Here is a 16,144-nt window from a genome sequence, read left to right as displayed (position 1 = left end):
TCGATGCGTAATCGGGTTCGAGTTCGGACGAGGAGAGCGGTCACAGTGCAGCGCTGGCGTGGCTTGGAGGACATCCCCCAGGACTGGGGACGCAGCGTCGTCACCATCGGCTCCTACGACGGCGTACACCGCGGGCACCAGCTGATCATCGGCCGCGCGGTCGAGCGCGCCCGTGAGCTGGGCGTGCCGTCGGTCGTCGTTACGTTCGACCCGCACCCGAGCGAGGTCGTGCGCCCCGGCAGCCATCCTCCGCTGCTCGCCCCGCACCACCGCCGCGCGGAGCTCATGGCGGAACTGGGCGTGGACGCGGTGCTCATCCTCCCCTTCACCGCCGAGTTCTCGAAGCTCTCGCCGGCCGACTTCATCGTGAAGGTGCTGGTCGACAAGCTGCACGCGCGGGCGGTCATCGAGGGCCCCAACTTCCGCTTCGGGCACCGGGCGGCGGGCAATGTGGCCTACCTGGCCGAGCTCGGGCAGACGTACGACTACGAGGTCGAGGTCGTCGACCTGTACGTGCGCGGAGCGGCGGGCGGCGGCGAGCCGTTCTCGTCGACGCTGGTGCGGCGCCTGGTCGCCGAGGGCGACGTCGAAGGCGCGGCGGAGATCCTGGGCCGGCCGCACCGCGTCGAGGGCGTCGTGGTGCGCGGCGCGCAGCGCGGCCGCGAGCTCGGCTACCCGACGGCCAACGTCGAGACCCTGCCGCACACCGCGATTCCGGCCGACGGCGTGTACGCGGGCTGGCTGACGGTGGCGGGCGAGGAGATGCCCGCCGCGATCTCGGTCGGCACGAACCCGCAGTTCGACGGCACCGAGCGGACCGTCGAGGCGTACGCCATCGACCGGGTCGGCCTCGAACTGTACGGGCTGCACGTCGCCGTGGACTTCCTCGCGTACGTACGCGGCCAGGAGAAGTTCGACTCGATCGAGGCGCTGCTGGAAGCGATCGCGGACGACGTGAAGCGTTCCAGCCAGCTCATCGAGGCGTACGAGGCTCAGTAGCCGCCCCTTCCGTGGGCCGGGCCGCCGCCGCCCAGTGGCAGGCCACCTGCGCCTCGTCACCGCCGGTCAGGACCGGCAGGAGCGTCGTACGGCAGTCGGCGGCGACGCCCGTACGCTCGGCCTCACCGGAGGCGAGCACCTGGCAGCGGGCGTGAAAACGGCAGCCGCCGGGGACACGGGACGGGTCCGGGGGCTCACCGGTGAGGACGACCGGCACCTCGCCCGACTCCGGAAGTACGGACAACAGCGCGCGGGTGTACGGGTGCTGAGGTGCCGTCAGGATCCTCTCGGCCGGTCCGGTCTCGACGATCCGGCCCAGGTACATCACCGCCACGCGGTCCGCGATGTTCCAGGCGAGACCGAGGTCGTGGGTCACGACGAGGGCGGACAGCCCGAGTTCGTCGCGCAGCGACAGGAGCAGGGCCAGGATCTCGCCCCGTACGGACGCGTCGAGTGACGCCACCGGCTCGTCGGCGACGATGAGTTCCGGTTCGAGGACGAGCGCGCCGGCGATGACGACACGCTGGCGCTGGCCGCCGGAGAGTTCGTGCGGGTAGCGCAGGAAGAACCGCTCGGGGGGCCGGAGCCCGGCGCGGGACAGCGCCCCGGCGACGGCTTCGCGCTCGTCACCGGCGTAACCGTGGATCCGCAGGCCTTCCGCCACGGCGTCGTACACCGTGTGACGCGGATTGAGCGAGCCGCTCGGGTCCTGGAGCACCAGCTGGACGCGCTTGCGGTACGCCTTGAGGGAGCGCGAGCCGTAGTCGAGGGGCGCGCCGGCGAAGGTGACCTGGCCGGAGGTGGGCGCGACGAGGCCGAGCAGGGAGCGGGCGAGCGTGGTCTTGCCGCAGCCGGACTCGCCGACCAGCGCGACGATCTCGCCCGGGCGGATGTCGAGGTCGACCCCGTCGACGGCACGGGCGGTCGCCGCGCCGCGCCGGCCGGGGAAGGCGACGTGGAGTCCGGCGGCGGAGAGGAGGGGGGTGGTGGGGGTGGTGGTGCTGGTCATGTCTGGCTCCGGTGAAGTGGTGGTAGTGGATCCGGGCGTGGGTGCGCGTGCGGGTTGCCTGCGGCGCTTTCCCCTACCCGCCCCTTCCCGAAACTGGGGGCGAGCCCCCAGCCCCCAGTCAACTCAGACGCCCTGCGGGCGTGTCCTCAAACGCCGGACGGGCTGGATATGCTGCCGCACCCCTCCAGCCCCTCCGGCGTGTGAGGAGCGGGGTCTGGGGCGGAGCCCCGGGCCGGGGCACACCCGCTCACGCCGGCGGCAGCCCCGGCGCCGGCACCGCCGCCCCCACCCGCACACACGCGGCCCGCCGCCCCACCCCCGCCTCCAGCAGCACCTGGTCCTGCGTGGCACACTCGTCCAGCGCGACCGGGCAGCGCGGGTGGAACGTACAGCCGGGCGGCAGCGCCGACGGATCCGGCGGGTCGCCCGGCAGGCCGCGCGGAGCCCGGCGTGAAGCCGGGTCGCCGATGCGCGGGAACGCCGCCGACAGGGCCAGGCCGTACGGATGCCGCGCATCGGTGAACACCTGGTCCGCCGGACCCTCCTCGACGACCCTCCCGGCGTACATCACCGCGAGCCGGTCACACGTGTCGGCCAGCACCGACAAATCGTGGCTGATCATCAGCAGACTGATGTCCTTGTCCGCGACCAACTGCTCGATCAGCCGCAGGATCTGCGCCTGGATCATCACATCCAGCGCTGTCGTCGGCTCGTCCGCGACAATCAGACGCGGATCGCACGCCAGCGCCATCGCGATCATCACGCGCTGCCGCTGCCCGCCGGACAACTCGTGCGGATATGCGTCGGCCCGCGAGACCGGCAGCCCCACCTGCTCCAGGAGATCGCCGACCCGCCGCCGCGCGGCCGCCGCAGTGGACTTCTGGTGCAGCAGCACCGGCTCGGCGATCTGCTCGCCGATGCGGTGCACGGCGTTCAGCGAATGCATGGCGCCCTGGAAGACGATCGAGGCGCCCGCCCACCGTACGGCCCGCAGCCGCCCCCACTTCATGGTGAGGACGTCCTCGCCGTCGAGCAGGATCTCACCGCTGAGCGTCGCGGACGCGGGCAGCAGGCGCAGCAGCGCCAGCGCCAGCGTCGACTTGCCGCAGCCCGACTCGCCCGCGACGCCCAGCTTCTGACCGGCGGACAGGGACAGATCCACACCCCGTACGGCCCGCGTCCCGGCGCCGTACGTGACGTGCAGGTCTTTGACTTCAAGCAGCGCACTCATCGGGCGGACACCCCCAGCTTCGGGTTCAGCACGGACTCCACCGCACGCCCGCACAGCGTGAACGCCAGCGCGACGAGCGCGATGGCGATGCCCGGCGGCGCCAGGTACCACCAGTGGCCGGACGAGACCGCGCCCGCCTCCCGCGCGTCCTGGAGCATGCCGCCCCACGAGACGACGTCCGGGTCGCCGAGGCCGAGGAAAGCGAGCGTCGCCTCGGTCAGGATGGCGTTGGAGATGCCGAGCGTGGTCTGGGCGAGCACGAGCGGCATGACGTTGGGCAGGACATGGCGGCTCATGATGTGCCCGTGACCGCCGCCGAGCGCCGTCGCCCGTTCGATGTACGGACGCGACTCGACGGCCAGGGTCTGCGCCCGCACCAGCCGGGCCGTCGTCGGCCAGCTCGTGACGCCGATCGCCAGGATCACCGTCCACACGCTGCGTGACATCACCGTGGCCAGCACGATCGCGAGCACCAGCGCCGGCATCACGAGGAACCAGTCGGTGATCCGCATGGTCACGGTCGAGAACCAGCCGCCGAAGTGCCCGGCGAGGATGCCCACGAGCGTACCGATGGCCACTGACAGCGCGGCCGCCATCAGGCCCACCGTCAAGGAGATTCGCGCGCCCCAGATCAGCAGTCCCAGCAGCGAGCGCCCGAACTGGTCGGTGCCGAGCGGGAATTCACCGCTGGGCGACTCCAGCGCCGACCCGGGAGCGCTCGTCACACTCTGTACGTCGCTGCCGACGAGCAGCGGCGCGGCCAGCGCCACCAGCGCGATCACGGCCAGGGCGCCGAGTCCGAAGAGGCCCGCCCGGTGCGTACGGTACGAACCCCAGAACCGGGCCACGGAGTGCCGGCGCCGCGCCCACGCGAGGGACGAGGCGGTCTGAGCATCAGTCACAGGACTAGTCATCGGCCCACCCGGGGATCGAGCAGCGGATAGAGCAGGTCGGCGAGGAGGTTCATCACGATCATCGCGCCCGCGAAGACCACGAACAGCCCTTGCACCAGCGGCAGATCGGGCACACTCAGCGCCTGGTAGAAGAGCCCGCCGAGCCCCGGCCAGGAGAAGACCGTCTCGACGAGGATCGAACCGGCCACCACATGGCCGAGGTTGATGAAGACCATGGTGACGGTGGGCAGCAGGGCGTTCGGCACGGCGTGGTGGCGTCGTACGAGGTCGTCGCGCAGCCCCTTCGCTCGCGCCGTCGTCAGATAGTCGCTGCCCATTTCGTCGAGCAGCGAGGCCCGCATGACCAGCAGCGTCTGCGCGTACCCCACCGCTACCAGGGTGACGACCGGCAGCGCCATGTGGTGCGCGACATCGGCGACGTACGCGAACCCGGTCTCGCCGCCCGTCTCCATGCCGCCCGTCGGGAACATGCCGGGGATCGGGCCGGTGCCCACCGAGAAGGTGATGATCAGCAGCAGGCCGAGCCAGAACGACGGGACGGACCAGAGGGCGAGGGCCACCCCGGTATTGATCTTGTCGCCGAGCCGGCCGTGCCGCCACGCGGAGCGCGTGCCGAGCCACAGGCCGAGCGCCGAGTAGATGACGACGGCGACTCCGGTCAGCAGCAGGGTCGCGGGCAGTTTCTCCACGATCAGCTCGCCCACGGGCGCGTGGAACTGGTACGAAACGCCGAGATCGCCGCTCAGCGCCTTCGCGCAGTAGTCCGTGAACTGCTGCCACACCGGTAGGTCCAGGCCGAACTGCCGACGCAGCGACGCGAGCTGCTCTGCGGACACCTGGCGGCCGTGCGTCATGGTGCGTACCGGGTCGCCGGGGATGATCCGGAAGAGGAAGAAGCTGGTGACGAGGACGGCGAAGAGCGAGACGGCCGCGCCGCCCAGCTTTCCGGCGACGTAGAGGAGGTACGCCCTGGCGGAGCGGGCGCGGGGGCCGGACGGCCCGGTCTTCACCGGGACCGGGCCGTCGGCCGTACCCTCCGCGAGGGGGGCGGTGCTTGCAGTGCTCATGGACTACTCACGGTCTTCCGCGGTGGAGCGGCGGCGCATGGCGACGAAGGCCCCGAGTCCCGCGGCGAGGACGACGGCCACGCCGATACCGATGACGAGACCGGTGGAGGCGGCGCCGCCCTCCTCGGAGGTGTCGTTCACGTCGGCGGGCACGGCGGACCACCAGCTCCAGTAGCCGTCCTGGCCCCACAGATTGCCGCCGGACTCGGGCATTGTCGTGATCGCCCTGATCTGGTCGGTACGGTACGCCTCGACCGCGTTCGGGTACGCCATGACATTCATGTACCCGGTGTCGTAAAGCCGCGACTGCATCTGCTTGACGAGATCGGCGCGCTTGGCCTGGTCGTACTCCGCGGTCTGCTTCGCGTAGAGCTCGTCGAACTTCTTGTCGCAGATGAAGTTGTCCGTCGCGCCGGTGTCCTTGGGCGTGGACGGCAGCGCGGCGCACGTGTGGATGGAGAGGACGAAGTCGGGGTCGGGGTTGACGGACCAGCCGTCGAAGGCCAGGTCGTACTCGCCGGCCAGCCAGGGGTCGGAGACGTTGTCGAGGCAGTCGACCTTGAGCCCGATGCCGAGGTCGCCCCACCACTCCTGCATGTACTTGCCGATGGCCTTGTCGTTCGGGTCGGTGGCGTGGCACAGGATGCGGAAGTCGAGCGGCTTGCCGTCCTTGCCGACGCGCTTGCCCGCCTTGTTCTTCTTGTAGCCGGCCTCGTCGAGGAGCGTGGCCGCCTTGGCCGGGTCGTACGCGATCTTCTGATCGGCCGTCGGCTTCCAGTGGTACGCCGAGAAGCGCGGCGGGATGTAACCCTCGCCCTCTACGGCGTGGCCCTGGAACACCTTGTCGATGATGGTCTTGCGGTCGGTGGCGGCGAAGAGGGCCTGGCGCACCTTCGGGTTCAGCAGCGCGGGGTGGCCGTCACCGAACTTCTTGCCGTCCTTGGAGCGGGCGCCGGGGTTGGTGGCGAGCGCGTAGAAGCGGCGACCCGGGGCGTCGTTGACCTTGATGTTCTTGGCCTTCGCGAGGGACGCGGCCTGCGCGGGCGTGAGGTTGGACGCGAAGGACACCTCGCCCTTCTGGAGCGCGGCGACGGCCGCGTCACCGTCCTTGTAGTATTTCAGGACCAGTTCGTCGAACTTCGGGGCGCCGCGCCAGAACTTCTCGTTCGGCTTGAACTTGACGTACCGGTCGACCTTGTAGTCCGTGAGGATGAACGGGCCGTTGCCGACGATGGGGAACTTCTTGTCGTTGTTGAACTTCGAGAAGTCGCCGACCTTCTCCCACTCGTGCCTTGGGAGGATCGGCACGTCGAGCGCGGCCATGGTGGCCTGCGGCTTCTTCAGCTCGATGACCAGCTGGGTGGGACTGGGGGCGGTGACCTTCTTGAAGTTGGCGACGAAGCTGCCGTTGGCGGTGGCCGCGCCCTCGTCCTTCATCATCGTGTTGAACGTCCAGGCGGCGTCCTCGGCGGTGGCCTGTTTACCGTCGGACCAGTTCGAGTCCTCGCGGATGGTGTACGTCCACGTCAGCTTGTCCGGGGACGGCTCCCACTTGGTGGCGAGGCCCGGGATCGCGTGGTTGTCCTTGGGGGAGTAGTTCGTCAGGTTCTCGTAGATCAGCCGGTGGACGGTGGTGGAGACCAGGCGCTGAGCCAGGAACGGACTGAGGGAGTCGACGCTCTGCGAGACCGCCACAGTCAGCGTCCGCGAGCCGTCTGCTCGCGCCTCTTGTGGTGCGGGATTCAGCGGGGTCGCGGCTCCGGCGGTCAGGGCCAGGGCGGTGGCTCCGACGGCAAGCAGCGTTCGGATGGGGGTGGAGGGCCGGGTACTGCGCGGAACTCTGGTGTCCATGGGACTTGACCTCGCGTCATCACTCGCTCGGAGAAGGCGTGTTGATCACTGATGTCCTGCTGGTGAAGCGAAGGTCTACCAGCGCCGGTCCGGCCGCGTCAACGATGTCCGAAACCCCGTGTGTACTGCGGGAATGCCTGAGCGAACGTCACAAGGCGTGTCCCGTGTAGGTGGTATGCGCCCTCATTGGTCTATACCCTTGTTGCCCTGCTGGTGAGGATCTGGCGGAGGTTGAGATCGTCCGTAGGGGCGTGGGTGATCCGGTTTGGTAATTTGAGCGAATTCACCATCTGTTTCTCGGGGGACCCCTTCATGAGCCAGCCCTGGCAGCCGCAGTACAACCCGGGCAACCAGCCGCCCGTACCCCCACAGCCGCCGGCGCCCCCGCAGGGGTTCGGCGCCCCGCCGCCGGCCCCCGGGCAGTTCCCGATGCAGCCCGGGTACCCCTATCAGGCGCCAAACGGACAGCAGCCGCGCTCCGGCAACCCGGTCGGCGCGTTCTTCCTCGGGCTGCTCGTCTCGATCGTCGTCGCGGCGCTCTACAGCCTCGTCATCTACGGCACGTACGAAGACCTGACGAGGACCACGGCGATGACCCTGGACGTGGTCCACGCCCTGCTGAACGGAGCAGCCGTCGGTGCCGTGGTCGGCCTCGTGGGCCGCAGCAGGGTCGGTGCCCACATCAGCGGGGTCATTGTGGCCATGCTGGGAACCTTCTTCGGCTACACCAACGGCATCGTGCTCATCACCGCCGACAGCGGTGGGTTCTTCGCCTTCAAAGCCATGATGCGGGACGCGCCCTTCTTTCCCGCCGAGGCGTGGTGGGGCAGCGCGAACAACAGCGAATGGCACTCCCTGCTCGGCCTCCTGGCCGCCGCGGCCGCCGCCTGGGGTCTGGCTTTCCTCATCGGCAGAAGTCGCCGCTGACACCGCGGCTCGCAACGACTTCGCCCCGCCGGATTCATCCGGCGGGGCGAAGCGCTGTCACGGCAGGTCACGGCACGGCGCTCAGGTCAGGTCAGGTCGAACTCACCGTCGCGTGCCCCGAGTACGAACGCCCGCCACTCGGCTTCGGTGTACCGCAGCACGGTCTCCGGGTCCATGGACGACCTCATCGCGACGGCCCCGCCGGGCAGGTACGCGATCTCGACCCGCTCCTCGTTCTCGCTCGTGCCGGGGGCGCTGTGCCACTCGATGCCTGAGATATCGAGGGCGTACAGCTCTTCCTTCTCCTGTGCGCTCCCCATCAGTCAATCTCCCTCTTCGTAACGGCCGGACGACGACGCTTCGGGCATCTTAGGCCGACTCAATATGCCGTGCGTATAAGCACCTTGAAGGAACTCACCCATACGGGGGATGGACGACCAAGCCCAGGCGCTACTTACTGCTGCGTCCAGCCGGGGCCGGGCTGTTGCGGGTTCTGCGGCTGAGCAGGCGGCTGCTGCTGCCAGCCCTGGCCCTGCGGAGGCTGTTGCTGCGGGGCCGGCTGCTGCCAGCCCTGCCCCGGCGGGGGCGCGGCGCCGGGGTGCTGCTGCGGCGCGTACCCCTGCGGGGGCTGCTGGTGCGGCACCTGCTGCTGCGGGGGCTGCTGTTGCTGGGCGGCGAAGCCCTGGCCCTGCTGGGTGCGGGCGATGTCCTCGGCGACGAGGGCCGCGATGTGGAAGTACGCCTCGCGGGTCTTGGGTCGCATCATGTTCAGATCGACCTCGGCGCCGGCCGCGAGGTGTTCGTCGAAGGGTACGACCACGACGCCGCGGCAGCGGGTCTCGAAGTGCGCGACGATGTCGTCAACCTTGATCATCTTGCCGGTCTCGCGAACCCCGGAGATCACGGTGAGCGACCGCTGGACGAGGTCGGCGAAGCCGTTCGCCGAGAGCCAGTCGAGGGTCGTCGAGGCGCTGCTCGCGCCGTCCACGGACGGGGTCGAGATGATGATCAGCTGGTCGGCGAGGTCGAGGACTCCGCGCATCGCGCTGTAGAGCAGTCCGGTGCCCGAGTCGGTGAGGATGATCGGGTACTGCCTGCCCAGGACTTCGAGCGCGCTGCGGTAGTCCTGGTCGTTGAAGGTCGTGGAGACCGCCGGGTCCACGTCGTTGGCGATGATCTCAAGACCGGACGGGGCCTGCGAGGTGAAGCGGCGGATGTCCATGTAGCTGTTCAGCTGCGGGATCGCCTGCACCAGGTCGCGGATGGTCGCGCCGGTCTCGCGCCGTACGCGTCGGCCGAGGGTGCCGGCGTCCGGGTTGGCGTCGATCGCGAGGATCTTGTCCTGACGCTCGGACGCGAGCGTGGCGCCGAGCGACATGGTCGTCGTGGTCTTGCCGACGCCGCCCTTGAGGCTGATCACCGCGATCCGGTAGCACGACATCACCGGCGTACGGATCAGCGCCAGCTTGCGCTGCCGCTCTTCCTCTTCCTTCTTGGCGCCGAGCTTGAAGCGGGACGGACCCGAGTTGTTCTTACGGGCCTTGGGCTGGTTGCGCAGCAGCCGGTCGGAGGAGAGCTCGACGGCGGCGTTGTAACCGAGCGGCGTGCCGGGCGCGGCCTGCTGCTGCGGGGCACCGGCCTGCGGTCCTGCCGGGGCGGTCCAGCCCTGGTTGCCGTAGGTCGGCTGTGCGGTGGGTTGCTGCTGGGGCGCCTGTTGCGGTGCCTGCTGCTGCGGGGGCTGCTGGTACTGGGGCTGTTGGGGCTGCGGCTGCTGCTGCGGCGGCTGTGCCTGTTGCTGAGGCTGAGGCTGAGCGGCCTGCGGGTAGCCGTAACCAGCCTGCTGCGGCGGGTAGTTGTAGCCGGGCTGCTGCTGCGGCTGCTGCTGCGCGGCCTGCGGATGTACGGGCTGCTGCGGCTGCTGCATGGGCTGCGGCTGCGCGGCCTGCGGTGCCTGCTGTTGGGGCTGCTGGGGCTGCTGGGGGTAGCCGGGCGCGGGGTAGCCGGGGTGCTGCTGCGGGGCAGGCTGCTGCTGCGTCGGCGGCAGCGGCTGGGCCGCGCCGAACGTGCCCTGCGGAGGGGCCTGGTACTGCTGCGGCTGTGGCTGGGCGAAGGGCTGCGGGTATCCGTATCCGGCGGCCTGTTCGGCCGCGGCCTGCGGGTCCGGGTGTCCGGCCTGCTGCGGCGCACTCTGCACGGGCTGCTGCACGGGCGGCTGTGCGGGCTGGTAACCCTGCGGCAGCGGGGGAAGCTCCTGGGAAGCCTGCTGCGGGTGCTCACTCTGCGGCGGCTGAACCTGCGCGGCCGGCTGGGGTTCGGGTGCGCTGGGCGCTACTGCTGCGGCCGCGGCACCGGCTGCGCCGTCGCCATTGGTCTCAGCCTCAGCCTCCGCATCTGCCTGGGCCCCGGCATCCGTCGCCGAGTCGGAGTCGGAGCCGGCGTCGCCTTCGGTGCTGGACGCGGCCTCGGAGTCACCCGTCGCCGCCTCGTCGGTGTGCTCCTCCGCCGACTCGTCGTCATCGGAGCTGCCGAACAGCGCTGCCGCTTCGGCGTCGGCGGCGGCGTAGTTGGGCTCGGGGACCGCCGGCGCGGGGGCCTGCTGCTCGGGGACGTTCGCCTCCGGTGCGGCAGCCTGGGGCGCGTCGGTCTGCGCGCCGTCGTCGACCGGACGCAGTACGGGGAAACCGGGCGCCGGAGCCGGAGCCTGGGGCGCCGGAGCCTGGGGCGCCGCGGCCGGAGCCGGGGGCTGCTGGGCCGGCGTCTGCTGCTGCGGGTACCCGTAACCGCCGGACGTGTCCTGCGCCTGCTGGGGCGCGGCTGGCGCGGGCTGCTGGGGATAGCCGTAACCGCCCGGCGCCGCCTGCTGCGGATACCCGTACCCACCGGCCCCCTGAGGCGCGGCCTGCTGAGGCGCGCCGGGCCCCTGCTGCTGCGGAAACCCGTAACCCTGCGGAGCGCCCTGAGCGTACGGCTGCGCCTGTGCGGGGATCTGAGGTGCGTGCGGCGCCTGCGGAGCGGGTCCACCCTGCCCCAGCGGCGGTCCGGTCGGCGGCGGAGGAGGCGCGTACCCGGAGTCGCCCTGTCCGCCCTGTCCGCTCTGCGCGGCGCCACCCCGCGTGCTCTGGTCGTACCAGGCAGGAGGCTCGTAGACGATTTCGAACTCGCCGGTGAGATCCAGCTCGCGGTCGTCCCCGTCCGAGGACTGGCCGCCGCCGTCGTACTCGGACCGATCCCTGTTCACTGCTTTGCCTCCTGGTCAGCCACTGCTGCTGGCGTCGTCGCGGTCGGGCGGATGGGGTGGCGCGTTCCTACGCGGCTGCGACGTTCACCGCATCACCAGAAGACTAATCTTTCGCCCCACGGTACGGAAAAGCGCCCTTGCGTGCGGACCGGTCCCACTGTTCCCCCGGACCCGGCCCGCCCCCAGCCCGCGACGCTCGGCGCGGGACGCCAGGTCCTGTCGTCAAACTCCCGCCTGCCTCACGACGCCATACCCGCCCTCCAGGCGGACGACGGGAGTTTGACGACCGGACCTAGTCCAGGCGGCGGGCCATACCGAGCAGGCCCGTCTCCGCGTCCGTGGCCTCGGTCATGACGTACTTGCGATGCTTGCGTGTGCACCACAGCGCGACGTTGTCGGAGAGCGTCGGCAGCATCTCCAGGTGCTCCGCCGGGATGCCGAGGATCTCCCGTACGACCTCGGTCTCCTGCGGCGAGATGCGCTGGATCCCGACCAACTGCGCCTGCGCCAGCCAGCGCGGCGCGTGCTCGCCCACGAAGGGCAGCACGGTCACCACGGCCTGCCACGGCAGGGACGTCACGCGCCCACGCGGTGGACGTACGCCGCAGTCGCGGATCAGCACCACCGGGCTGGAGACGGAAGGACCCTGCGCGGGAACCCGCCCCACCGGATAGACCGTCATGCACTGCTGACCGCCGCCCGCCGCCTGGGCCAGCTGCTGCCAGGCCTGCGGGCGACCGGTCTCGACGGCCACGCGCGCGCCCGTCGCGGCCGAGCGCAGCGCCAGCACCTGGGCCATCCACAGGCCGCCCACGACGACGACGTCGAAGGCGGTGGGACGGGCCAGGCCGAGCACCGCCGGCTGAGAGGCGGTGTCGGTGCCGATGATCACGCCGTCGTCGCCGATGGGCATGCTGATCGCCGCGATTTCCTCGGCGGTGACGACATGACGGTTACGGCGCGGTCCGCGCAGGCCGAACCCCGGGCTGAAGATGCGCCGTTGCTGCGCAGCCGTTTCCGGCCGGATGATCGGGATCAGACCGGTGTCGGTGGGCGAGGCCACATGCGCGGGTGTGCGGGCGGGCTCCTGGCCGCGCTGCCCCGGGTTCATGGTCGGTGTGGGGTAGGACATCAGTAGGTACCTCCGAGCGGCAGGGTGGCGAGTGCTCCGGGGACCTGTTCCCGGTCGAGACGCACCAGGCCGACCTTGGACGCGCTCGCGGCGCGCTCCAAGTCCCGCCGTACCTGGCCGAGTTCGTTCTCGCCGCGCCCGGTGATGCGCACATGTCCGGTGACGGAGACGCCCCGGTTGCCGGCCTTGCTCAGGGTCATGCTGAACGTCGTCGCGAGGACGGGCAGCGAGGTGAACTGCGTGATGAGCCGCGGCAGCGCGACGCCGTTGTCCCCCAATTGCGGCCAGCGGGAGATCCAGTAGGTGGAGTGCCACCGGTCGTCGACGCGCCAGCTGCGCACCGATTCGACCGTACGCCGCTGAGCCGGGCGGCCGTCCTGACCGCGCTGCGCGTTGTTGGCCCGCGGGTTGAGGCAGCTCGACGTCGCCAGCGCCTGTACGAGTTCGTTCTCGTCGAGGATCGTCGCCTCGAAACCCGCTCCGGCCAGCCGGCTCGCCAGCTGGTCCGCCACGCGCAGCAGCGCGCGCTGGGTGCCGGGGACGCCGTCGCCGCGCGCCTCCACCGCTTCGGGGCACAGTTCCGGGTCGAGCTTGAGGGCGACCCAGGTGAGGCGGAGCGCGGGAGAGCCGGCCTGGGCCTGGAGAGGTCCGTACGACCGTGCTGCGACGGACTGCTGGGGCAGATGGGGCGCGGGCGCCGGCTGGGTGTGCTGTACGACCTGCGCGGAGGCGAGCTTGATGCCGTCGACCTCGAGGGCGTCCTGGATCAGCTGGAGCGGCAGTTGGCGCCCGGCGACTCCGGGGCGCAGCGGCTCGTCGCCCGGCTGCACGAACAGCACGGCGGTCAGGAAGGACCCGTCGCCGATCATGCCGATCGAGCGGTCGTCACGGGACACGAAGGTGTACGTCCGCAGGGCGGAGTCGCACTCCACGGTGGGGGCCAGCAGCGGGTCCGTACCGGGCGGGACGGGCAGCTTGGCCTCGCGCTGGCGGCGCTTGAGGGCGCGGGCCGTCTCGTACCACTCGGGCAGCGGCCGGTGATGCCGGCGCAGAACCGCGAGAAGCAGCAGGAGTGCGGCCACGGCGCCGGCCGGGGCGAGCAGCCAGCGCTCGGAGGTGACCCAGGCGGCCAGCATGATGGCCGCCGCGAGCTCCACCAGGATGAGCTGCTGCAGCCGCAACGGGCCCATGCCGCCGGGATGCGGAAGCGTGCGCGGCGCCGCGGAGGCGGTGGTCGTGGCGGCGGCGGGAGCCGGGGGCGGCGCGGCTCTGCGGCCACGGCCCGGTTGCTGCTGTGCGCGGCGTCCGCGCCGAGTGCTCGTAGCGCTGGTCATCCCCCGGGACATCCCTTTCGCGAAGTGGTGGCCGTCGTCGGTGCGGAACCCTCTGCCGGATCCCAGCGACGGGGCCTGGGGCCACAATTGCCCACGTCAGTTGTGCGAGTGGTCACGGTACCCGTTGATGAACACGGGGCGACACAGATGCCGGGGTACGAAATGGCACAGGCCTGTGAAGATGCGGCGGGGACCGCGCACCTGGTGGATCACGGTCGTGCGGCGCAGTGCATAGTAGGTGGCCTGTTCGGCCGCTGAAGCAGCCTTTACGCACGACCAAAACGGGAGAGCCAGGACCATGGCAACGCGTCGGGATGAGCTCGCCGCCTATACGTTCGCTCGCAAGCGCACTGTCGCAGCGTTCCTGGCACCGTCGCCGGGAGGCTCGGACGAAGGCGCGCCGCGTCCCATTCGCACTGTGATGCCCAGCTTGGCGGTGGGCGTTGTACTGGTGATCGGCTTCATCGCCTGGGGTGTGATCAAGCCGTCGGCGCCGAAGGGCTGGGACACTCCTGGCCAACACATCATCGTCGACAGCGATTCCACGACGCGCTACGTAGTGATCAACGACGAGGGCGAGGGCGACAAGAAGATTCCGACACTGCACCCCGTCCTCAACTACGCCTCCGCCAAACTCCTCCTGGACAAGGGCAAGGGCACCGTCATCGAGGTCCCCGGCAAGGACATCGACAAGAGCGGCATCCCGCACGGCGCGACGCTCGGCATCCCGTACGCCCCCGACCGGCTGCCCACCAAGGAGGACGCCGAGAAGGCGAAGACCTGGGCGGTCTGCGAGCGGCCGACCCGCGGCACGAACGCCTCCATCGACCGCGCCGTCTTCGTCCTCGACAGCGACGACGCGAAGTCGGTCAAGGACGCGGGCAAGGTCGACGCGCAGGAGGCGCTGTACGTCGTCGACAGCAAGACGAAGCTGCAATACCTGATCGACGGCAAGGGCAACGCCTTCCTGCTGGGCGGCACATCGGGTCTTGACGACACCGAGATGGAGCAGCTGAAGGCCGCGGTCATCGGCACGCCGAACGAGCCACAGCCGGTGAGCACGGAGTGGCTGCGGACCCTCGAACTGCGCGGCGCCATCGCGTTCCCGACCGTGCCGGACCTCGGGACGCAGACCACGGTCCAAGGGCTTCCCGAGGCGGCGGGGACGGTGGGCCGGGTGCTCAAGGCGCAGGAGGCGCAGGGGGATCGGTACTACGTCGTACTGAAGGACAAGGTCGCGGCCGTCTCGCCGTTCGTCGCCAACCTGCTCACGCACTCGCCGTCCGCCGAGGTGGCGTACGGAGAGGCCGATCCCGCCTACATCAAGGCCAGCACCTCGGACATCATCGCCGCCAACGGTGGCAAGGCGAGCGACTTCTACGGGGACAAGGGCTGGCCGCTGACCGTCCCGAAGCAGGCCAACCCGGTGGCGACGGCGGCCAGTGCGGCCCGGAACACCTCGTGCAGCGTCTACAGCGGCACCCTGGGGGCGGACATGAAGCCGAAGCTCGCCGCCTGGGCAGGGACGACGTACCCCAAGAAGGTCATCGCCGACTCGCTGAACGCCTACGTCTCTTCGGGCTCGGGGCTGCTCTTCCAGGAGGTCACCGGCACGGCGCAGGGCGGTGGCGCGACGTACCTGCTGACGGACACGGGCCTTCGCTACTCGCTGCCGTCGAACAACGACAGCGCGGCGGACAAGAAGGGCGCCGGCTCCTCGTCGGAGGGCTCGCAGGACGAGGCGAGCGAGACCGACAAGGCGCGCACACGACTGGGATACGAGAAGGTCGCCAACCCGGCGGTCGTGCCCCAGTCGTGGGCGGAGTTCATCCCGAAGGGGCCCACGCTCGACACCGGCAGCGCGGCGCAGCCGCAGGCCCAGTGACGCCAACAGGCTTGGTTGCGGCGAGACTTGGTGTTTTCGATCACATGATCGTCGCGCATGTGTGTGAACTCTGTAACTGATAACCGTCACATGTGGATGTGTGACGGACGGGCGATAGAGTGCTTGCAGCGCTCATTGATATGACGCTTATCCGGGGAGTGGCACAGGCTTCCCGGACCAACAACGACATGGGGGAAGGTTCACCATGGCCGGGCAGTTTCGGGTAACAGAAGATGAGCTGACCAGGCTCTCGGGCCAGATCACCACGGTGAATGGTCAGATCCAGGGCGAGATCCGCCGTCTCAGCGGAGTGATCGACCAGGTCGCGGGTGGCTGGCAGGGCCAGGCGGCCAAGTCGTACCACGAGCTCCAGAACCGGTGGAACGAGGACGCCAAGAAGATGAGCGACATCCTCAACGACATCAAGGAAGCCGTGGACTCCACGCGGAGCAACTACACCGCGTCGGAAGAGCAGCAGAACGCTGAAGTCAGCAAGATCATGTCTGACTTCGGCTGATCCGCTCTCACACTTCCCACATTCCTCTTCCTGAAAGGAA

At 70.0% G+C, this 16,144-nt stretch carries 13 protein-coding genes; 4 read left to right on the top strand and 9 right to left on the bottom strand.

Going from position 1 to position 16,144, the window contains the following annotated elements; all coding sequences use genetic code 11:
- The first annotated feature begins 45 nt into the window (after positions 1-45).
- Entirely contained in the window at positions 46-999 is a 954-nt protein-coding gene (locus ABZX79_RS17800; protein WP_355257852.1) for a bifunctional riboflavin kinase/FAD synthetase, read from the top strand.
- Here the strand turns inward: ABZX79_RS17800 and ABZX79_RS17795 are convergent.
- The 5 genes from ABZX79_RS17795 to ABZX79_RS17775 all read right to left on the bottom strand — a co-directional run bounded on the left by ABZX79_RS17795 (position 974) and on the right by ABZX79_RS17775 (position 7,071).
- On the bottom strand, positions 974-2,008 hold the full coding sequence (locus tag ABZX79_RS17795; RefSeq protein WP_355257849.1) for an ABC transporter ATP-binding protein: 1,035 nt from the start codon (positions 2,006-2,008) through the stop codon (positions 974-976). The two genes, ABZX79_RS17800 and ABZX79_RS17795, sit on opposite strands and share 26 nt — an antisense overlap.
- Positions 2,009-2,255: 247 nt before the next feature.
- Positions 2,256-3,239, bottom strand: a complete 984-nt coding sequence (locus tag ABZX79_RS17790) for an ABC transporter ATP-binding protein (RefSeq protein WP_355257846.1) — start codon at positions 3,237-3,239, stop codon at positions 2,256-2,258.
- Positions 3,236-4,141, bottom strand: coding sequence for an ABC transporter permease (locus tag ABZX79_RS17785; protein WP_355257843.1), 906 nt, complete (start codon positions 4,139-4,141; stop codon positions 3,236-3,238). The genes ABZX79_RS17790 and ABZX79_RS17785 overlap by 4 nt, the downstream gene beginning before the upstream one ends.
- A gap of 8 nt (positions 4,142-4,149) precedes the next feature.
- Entirely contained in the window at positions 4,150-5,220 is a 1,071-nt protein-coding gene (locus ABZX79_RS17780; protein ID WP_355257840.1) for an ABC transporter permease, read from the bottom strand.
- Between the two features lie 3 nt (positions 5,221-5,223).
- Complete coding sequence (locus ABZX79_RS17775; protein WP_355257837.1) at positions 5,224-7,071, bottom strand: ABC transporter substrate-binding protein; 1,848 nt, start codon at positions 7,069-7,071, stop codon at positions 5,224-5,226.
- A gap of 312 nt (positions 7,072-7,383) precedes the next feature.
- Between ABZX79_RS17775 and ABZX79_RS17770 the strand changes: the two genes are divergently transcribed.
- Entirely contained in the window at positions 7,384-7,998 is a 615-nt protein-coding gene (locus ABZX79_RS17770) for a hypothetical protein (protein WP_355257834.1), read from the top strand.
- A gap of 86 nt (positions 7,999-8,084) precedes the next feature.
- Here ABZX79_RS17770 and ABZX79_RS17765 read toward each other — a convergent pair whose 3' ends face one another.
- The 4 genes from ABZX79_RS17765 to eccE all read right to left on the bottom strand — a co-directional run bounded on the left by ABZX79_RS17765 (position 8,085) and on the right by eccE (position 13,702).
- On the bottom strand, positions 8,085-8,318 hold the full coding sequence (locus tag ABZX79_RS17765; RefSeq protein ID WP_214968497.1) for a DUF397 domain-containing protein: 234 nt from the start codon (positions 8,316-8,318) through the stop codon (positions 8,085-8,087).
- A 134-nt stretch (positions 8,319-8,452) separates the two neighbouring features.
- Complete coding sequence (locus tag ABZX79_RS17760) at positions 8,453-11,236, bottom strand: SCO5717 family growth-regulating ATPase (protein ID WP_355257829.1); 2,784 nt, start codon at positions 11,234-11,236, stop codon at positions 8,453-8,455.
- Positions 11,237-11,528: 292 nt separating this feature from the next.
- Positions 11,529-12,368, bottom strand: coding sequence for a hypothetical protein (locus ABZX79_RS17755; protein WP_355257826.1), 840 nt, complete (start codon positions 12,366-12,368; stop codon positions 11,529-11,531).
- On the bottom strand, positions 12,368-13,702 hold the full coding sequence (gene eccE, locus ABZX79_RS17750; protein WP_355257824.1) for a type VII secretion protein EccE: 1,335 nt from the start codon (positions 13,700-13,702) through the stop codon (positions 12,368-12,370). Before eccE ends, ABZX79_RS17755 begins: the two co-directional genes overlap by 1 nt.
- Positions 13,703-14,000: 298 nt before the next feature.
- On the opposite strand from eccE, the gene eccB reads away from it, so the two are divergent.
- On the top strand, positions 14,001-15,587 hold the full coding sequence (eccB, locus tag ABZX79_RS17745; RefSeq protein ID WP_355257821.1) for a type VII secretion protein EccB: 1,587 nt from the start codon (positions 14,001-14,003) through the stop codon (positions 15,585-15,587).
- 205 nt (positions 15,588-15,792) lie between these two features.
- Positions 15,793-16,104, top strand: coding sequence for a WXG100 family type VII secretion target (locus tag ABZX79_RS17740; protein WP_214968486.1), 312 nt, complete (start codon positions 15,793-15,795; stop codon positions 16,102-16,104).
- Positions 16,105-16,144 lie beyond the last annotated feature (40 nt).

The organism is Streptomyces sp. NPDC002994 (assembly GCF_040611155.1).
Classification (GTDB): domain Bacteria; phylum Actinomycetota; class Actinomycetes; order Streptomycetales; family Streptomycetaceae; genus Streptomyces.
The sequence above is the reverse complement of the archived record's forward strand: the minus strand, read 5'-3'. Positions and strand labels throughout refer to the sequence as shown.

Excerpts from the sequence above, each read along its gene's own strand:
- ABZX79_RS17795 (WP_355257849.1), bottom strand. The coding sequence starts at position 2,008 with ATGACCAGCACCACCACCCCCACCACCCCCCTCCTCTCCGCCGCCGGA.
- ABZX79_RS17790 (WP_355257846.1), bottom strand. The coding sequence starts at position 3,239 with ATGAGTGCGCTGCTTGAAGTCAAAGACCTGCACGTCACGTACGGCGCC.
- ABZX79_RS17780 (WP_355257840.1), bottom strand. The coding sequence starts at position 5,220 with ATGAGCACTGCAAGCACCGCCCCCCTCGCGGAGGGTACGGCCGACGGC.
- ABZX79_RS17775 (WP_355257837.1), bottom strand. The coding sequence starts at position 7,071 with ATGGACACCAGAGTTCCGCGCAGTACCCGGCCCTCCACCCCCATCCGA.
- ABZX79_RS17770 (WP_355257834.1), top strand. The coding sequence starts at position 7,384 with ATGAGCCAGCCCTGGCAGCCGCAGTACAACCCGGGCAACCAGCCGCCC.
- ABZX79_RS17765 (WP_214968497.1), bottom strand. The coding sequence starts at position 8,318 with ATGGGGAGCGCACAGGAGAAGGAAGAGCTGTACGCCCTCGATATCTCA.
- ABZX79_RS17755 (WP_355257826.1), bottom strand. The coding sequence starts at position 12,368 with ATGTCCTACCCCACACCGACCATGAACCCGGGGCAGCGCGGCCAGGAG.
- eccE (WP_355257824.1), bottom strand. The coding sequence starts at position 13,702 with ATGACCAGCGCTACGAGCACTCGGCGCGGACGCCGCGCACAGCAGCAA.
- eccB (WP_355257821.1), top strand. The coding sequence starts at position 14,001 with ATGGCAACGCGTCGGGATGAGCTCGCCGCCTATACGTTCGCTCGCAAG.
- ABZX79_RS17740 (WP_214968486.1), top strand. The coding sequence starts at position 15,793 with ATGGCCGGGCAGTTTCGGGTAACAGAAGATGAGCTGACCAGGCTCTCG.